The sequence below is a fragment of the Herbaspirillum lusitanum P6-12 genome (assembly GCF_000256565.1).
In the GTDB taxonomy this organism is placed as follows: domain Bacteria; phylum Pseudomonadota; class Gammaproteobacteria; order Burkholderiales; family Burkholderiaceae_D; genus Herbaspirillum; species Herbaspirillum lusitanum.
The window spans coordinates 1-450 of sequence record NZ_AJHH01000742.1; the positions used below are offsets into that span (position 1 = coordinate 1).

The following is a 450-nucleotide window of genomic DNA, read 5'->3' on the forward strand; positions in this document are numbered from 1 at the left end:
GCGCTGGCGCAAAAAAAGAATATTCAACTCGGCCGTCTCGGTCACCCACAGGAAGCCGCCCGCGCGATCGTTTTTCTCGCGACGCCGCTTTCTTCGTACACAACAGGCAGCCACATCGATGTTTCAGGAGGACTTTCCCGCCATGCCTAAGCAAAACCAACCAACAGAACAAGTCACCGTGGGCTGCGCCATCGCCGCCTTCCTCGAGCAATGCGACGTCAAGGCAGCATTCGGTGTTATCTCGATCCACAACATGCCCATCCTCGACGCCTTCGGCGAGCGCGGCAAGATCCGTTTCATCCCGGCACGCGGCGAAGCCGGCGGCGCCAACATGGCTGACTCGTATGCACGCACCACCGGTGGTCTGGGCGTCTGCCTGACCTCCACCGGCACCGCTGCCGGCAACGCCGCGCAGCAGGATGATGCCGATGATGCCGATGATGCCGAGGT

General features: G+C 61.6%; 2 protein-coding genes. Both read left to right on the forward strand.

Annotation, left to right across the window (positions count from 1 at the left end; all coding sequences use genetic code 11):
• Positions 1-150, forward strand: a 150-nt coding sequence (locus tag HLUSI_RS32070) for an SDR family oxidoreductase (RefSeq protein WP_157137999.1), incomplete at its 5' end; no start/stop codon positions are given.
• On the forward strand, positions 143-450 hold a 308-nt coding region (locus HLUSI_RS30485), incomplete at its 3' end, for a thiamine pyrophosphate-binding protein (RefSeq protein WP_269147440.1). The genes HLUSI_RS32070 and HLUSI_RS30485, both read left to right, overlap by 8 nt.